This window comes from Halalkalibacter wakoensis JCM 9140 (assembly GCF_000513095.1).
GTDB lineage: Bacteria > Bacillota > Bacilli > Bacillales > Bacillaceae_D > Halalkalibacter > Halalkalibacter wakoensis.
This window is the reverse complement of record NZ_BAUT01000127.1, coordinates 1-4,776: the sequence shown is the minus strand read 5'-3', so window position 1 is coordinate 4,776 and position 4,776 is coordinate 1. Positions and strand designations below refer to the sequence as shown.

General features: G+C 37.9%; 5 protein-coding genes and 1 pseudogene. All 6 read right to left on the bottom strand.

The window, feature by feature from the left end; genetic code table 11:
* Positions 1–239: 239 nt before the first annotated feature.
* A complete protein-coding gene (gene hxlB, locus JCM9140_RS21500) occupies positions 240–797 on the bottom strand; it encodes a 6-phospho-3-hexuloisomerase (protein WP_034751571.1) in 558 nt (185 codons plus the stop codon).
* Positions 781–1,419 carry a 3-hexulose-6-phosphate synthase gene (hxlA, locus tag JCM9140_RS21495; protein WP_034751568.1) on the bottom strand — a complete coding sequence of 213 codons (639 nt, stop codon included), beginning with the start codon at positions 1,417–1,419 and terminating at the stop codon, positions 781–783. Before hxlA ends, hxlB begins: the two co-directional genes overlap by 17 nt.
* Positions 1,420–1,434: 15 nt before the next feature.
* A complete protein-coding gene (locus tag JCM9140_RS21490; protein WP_369384479.1) occupies positions 1,435–2,262 on the bottom strand; it encodes a sugar kinase in 828 nt (275 codons plus the stop codon).
* On the bottom strand, positions 2,229–2,387 hold the full coding sequence (locus tag JCM9140_RS25355; RefSeq protein ID WP_369384478.1) for a hypothetical protein: 159 nt from the start codon (positions 2,385–2,387) through the stop codon (positions 2,229–2,231). Before JCM9140_RS25355 ends, JCM9140_RS21490 begins: the two co-directional genes overlap by 34 nt.
* 33 nt (positions 2,388–2,420) lie before the next feature.
* Positions 2,421–3,418, bottom strand: a pseudogene (locus JCM9140_RS21485) (LacI family DNA-binding transcriptional regulator).
* Between the two features lie 838 nt (positions 3,419–4,256).
* The coding region (locus JCM9140_RS21480) for a GIY-YIG nuclease family protein (RefSeq protein ID WP_034751563.1) at positions 4,257–4,776 on the bottom strand (520 nt) is incomplete at its 5' end.

Genomic DNA, 4,776 nt, shown 5'->3' with positions numbered 1-4,776 from the left:
CCAGTTTGATATGGATTATCCGGTGATGTTTGATTGTGTGCTGCAATAATCTTTAGGCTATCAACTGTTTCACCGGATTGTTCTCCGTTGCCACTTGTTTCTTGCTGTCCACCACCACACCCGGCTAAAATTGTCGAAAGTGCTAATACTCCAACAGCTGTTTTGAGAAAAACTTTTTCATAGTATACTTCCCCCTCAGTTTCTTTTTTTTATAACAATTTTGTAATTTATACAAAATGTTATTCAAGATTGGCATGACGTTTTGTCATTTCTGCAAAGCTTGGTTGATCTTTAGAGCTTTCTAACGTGCCGATGATGATCGCATCTAGCACTAAATGAACGGCTTGATCAAACTGGTTCCCAAGTGGTTGAATCGTTTCTGGTTCCTCAGGCCTGCGATACTTTGTGGCTGCCGGAATGACTAATGTTCCATCACTAATTGAACCTATTTTAGATTCTTTATTCGTCGTTACTAACAGTACGTCTGCCCCAGCTTCTTTCGCTTTTGACGCAAATTGATAAATCGCGCCTGTTGACCCAGAACCAGATATAGCAATGAGTAAATCATCTGCTTCAATACTTGGAGTAATTGTTTCACCTATCACATAAACATTAAAGCCTCCATGCATCATTCGCATAGCAAATGCTTTACCCATTAATCCAGAACGTCCCTCTCCTGTAACAAAAATGCGTTTAGCCGACTGAAGCTTTTGACTAAATAGTAATGCTTCCTCTTCCCTTACTTGAGATAAAACCGTATTCATCTCACTTGCAACCGTCTCAATAATTGACTTCATACGCATTAATCAATCCTTTCATTTTCTTAGCCACTTCCGTACGATCTTCAGCTTTTGAGATAGCGCTTCCGACAATGATCGTATTTGGTGATTTTTCTAATATATCAGGTAAGGATCCTATATTTATTCCGCCTGCAATAGCTACTTCAAAGGTCGAATAGCTCTCTACTAAATTGAATAAATCCGTATGTATTTCTCCTTCAAGTTGCATATCCTTGCCAAAATGCAAACCAATTAAGTCAACACCTAATTGCTCAAGCTCTTCTAGACGCGTAGGATCTGTCATACCAAGCAAGTCAATCATCACTCGTTTCCCTTGTTTTCGAGCTACCTCCAACGTATCGAGGATTGTTTTATCTGCTGAAAATGCCATTACAGTCGTAATATCCGCCCCTGCTTCAAACGCTTGAGCCGCTTCATATCTTCCCGCATCACATGTTTTCATATCGGCAACAAGAACCTTATTTGGAAACGCTTCTTTTATTTCTCTTATAATGGACATTCCATATTCCTTGATAACTCCAGTCCCTACTTCAATCCAGTCGATGTATCGTTCTGTTTCCTTGATAACGTCAAAGCATTCCTCTCTACTTAACCTATCAAGGGCCAATTGAATATTCATAAGCTCCACTCCAATCTATCGTTCGATATACATTTTTTCACCTAACCGCACGAGAATATCATCTAAGTAAGGCAATCCTTCATTATCACCTGAAACACTTACGACCATGGATCCAATCGTATTAGCAAAATGTAAAATTTTCTCCAAAGGCCATTGCTGCAAGACTCCATAAATAAAACCTGCATCAAATCCATCACCAGCTCCAACGGTATCGACAACCTTCTTTGGTTTAACTGGTGCAGATTCTATAAATTCATGGTTGTGATAACCAATAGATCCATTTTCACCCTGCTTTATTGCCACATATGAAATTCCTAACTTGCTACTCTCTTCAATAACTCTTTTAGGATCATTTGTACCAAAAATGACCTCTGCTTCATCTAAACCTGTTAATAAGATATCTACATATGGTAAGAATTCAGTTAAGGCTTCTCTAGCTTCTTCCCTTGACCACATCTTCAAACGAATGTTGGGATCAAGAGAAATAAGCATATTATGCTCTTTTGCTAAAGCAACCGCTTTCTTTAACACGCTGATATTTTTATTTTTATCAACGGCTAGGAAGACACCTGTTATATGAAGAAGCTTTGCCCCTGTAAATTGTGAGTCACTCAACTCATCAACAGTTAGCGTTGATGTGGGAGAGTTCGAACGGTAATAATACGTACTGCCGCTACCATCCTCTAGTATTTCTTTAAAATGAACCGATGTCGGATAACCTTCCACTAGCCCTACATCCGAGACATCAATACCTTCCCCACGAACAAAATTATATATATATCTTCCGAATTCATCCTTTCCTAGCCGGCTTATCCACTTGGCATTGAGCCTAATCTCGAACACCCAATGGCTACATTCAACTCTGCCCCTCCTACTTTACGTTCAAAGGTTGAAACAAATCTAAGTGGCCCTTTCGCTTGCGGGTTTAATGAGACCATTGCGTCCCCAATTGTTAATACATCCACCATATGATCACTCTCCTCTTTCTTAAGATCGCCCTGTTAACAAGATTCTCTATTTATTAAGGTAGGTTCAAAAGTATAAACTAACGTCTTCTCTTCTTTTTTTTGAATGAATGATAGAATTAAGGTTGCTGCCTGCTTTCCCATCTCAAACGCAGGTTGAGAAACGACGGTTAATGCAGGACTATAAATACTTGCAAAGGAAACATCATCAATGCCTATAATTGCTAAATCATTCGGTATATTAATAGAGTTAGCTTTTGTATATCTCAAAATCTCCATTAACACACGGTCATTCCCTGCCAAAATGGCTTGTGGCGGCACTGGTAACGTCATCATTTTTTCTAAAGTTGATTGGACCTCATTTATTTCTACACTCTTGATAAAATCTTCAATGATTGGTAAGTTTTGCTCAATCATTGACTGTCGAAACCCGTTAATCCGCCCTAACCTTGCAGAAATCCCTCTTTTAAGAGAAGGTGTAATGATTCCAACACGTTCATATCCTTTTTTGGCTAAATGAGCAACCGCTAAGCTAGATGCTTTTTCATTATCTAACACAATGGCTGGGGCGTTTACGTTGTCGACCGTTCTATCAACAAAAACGATTGGAAATTGATCCTTCACCATTTTTTCATATAACTCGACATTGTCCCCAGTAGGGAAAACAATCAGCCCGTCAACTTGCTTTGCTAATAACATCTCAATATACCTTTTCTCTTTATCAGGGTTATCATCTGCATTACAAACAATAATGTGAAAATCAGATTCATGACAATAATCTTCTATTGCTCTAATCACTTGTGTGGAAAACGCATGAAGTATATTTGCAACAATCACTCCAATAGTTGACGTCGACTTTTGTTTTAAACTTCTAGCCACAATATTGGTTGATAACCTAACTCTTTAATAGCTAACTCGATTCTTTCTTTTGTTTTTTCACCCATGTAATCGAATCTCTTATTTAAATACTGTGAAACCGTACTTTTAGATACATTTGCATGCTTGGCAACATCTGTAATCGTAATTGTTTTCATCATTAAATACCTCATAACTTTACTAAACCGATCTACTAAATCGTTTTACTAAACCGGTTTATAGAAAGTATAAAACAAATGAAAGCGCTTTACAATACTTTCCCCAAAAAAATTTTCAGTATTGCTTGTCCCTGAACTTCTACAATAAAAAAGCCCGGATAAATTCCCGTGCCTAGCAGCAGACCGATTATGTGATCGAACCTGAATCATATCGTGACATTGCTGCCGATCCTGATGCAATAACGAATTACGGTAGGAGGGCAACTGAGCAAAAAGAATGCCGGTAATCCACTCAAGGGGGCAAATTTCCAAATCGGAACCAACCACCTATCATCACAACAGACCATTAATCATGGCAATGAGAGCGATGAAAGCCAACATCGCACCAATATTTAATGCCAACTGAAGTTCAGTACTCGTTCGCGAGCCACCGCATAGAGTGGACTCCTTATCTTTTCCAATTCAGCTCATCAGACGCTTTAAAAATTTCTGTTTTAGGCACAATAATTTTCGCCATAATTAGCAGCTATAAAGTCCAAAGAAAGGAGGTATTTCAAATAGCTCTAAGTAGGTAGTATCCGATAAGAACGGAACCAGCAACCGAAGCCAAATCACTTGTCTGACCGCAAAATCTCCGAACGTCATATCTAAATAAGGACTAACCAAAAGTGCTGCTTCTTGTTATCCAAAAAAGTGTTAGCGGCTGCGGAAAAGGATTCCGCTTAGGACTGCCCCTTATCAGCTTTGACAAAATCCTCCTAATATTTTTTAAAACGCAAGCTTAGCAAAAGCAAAAAAGCAAGGCCACATAACCTTGCTTCACCAAAAATTAACTTCCTTACGCTATTCTATTTTTATTTTCATCATCTCTTATACTCTTACTCTGACGATACTCCTCAGCTGCTAATGTTGTCGTGAATTCAACAGTTGAGTCAATATCTTGAACAATGGCTTGTAAGTTTTCGATATCAGAATAAAAGAATTCTTTTCTTAAGTTAATCTTATTAACCCGTTGTTGATCCAGTCGATCATGAATTTTTTGTTCTAATTCTACAGCATTATCACTAAATACCATTGCATGAATGTCAAATTTAAACGGAACAGAAGCATTCCCTAATTCATCTATTCTATCTAATGGATTTAAACGTCTTGTCATTCCGACTTTAAACATATCTTCTCCAAATGACCCTAAGTTTGAGATCACATAAACATATCCAGCTCGACCATTAGCACGTTTTACAATTTCTTCTTTTTGTTCTTCTAAGCTATCAACTTGCTCATTTAACTCAGCTAGCTTAGCTTGAAGTGCAGCAATTTTTTCAGTATCTGTTCCGTTTTCTAAAAGTTTATTATTTTTT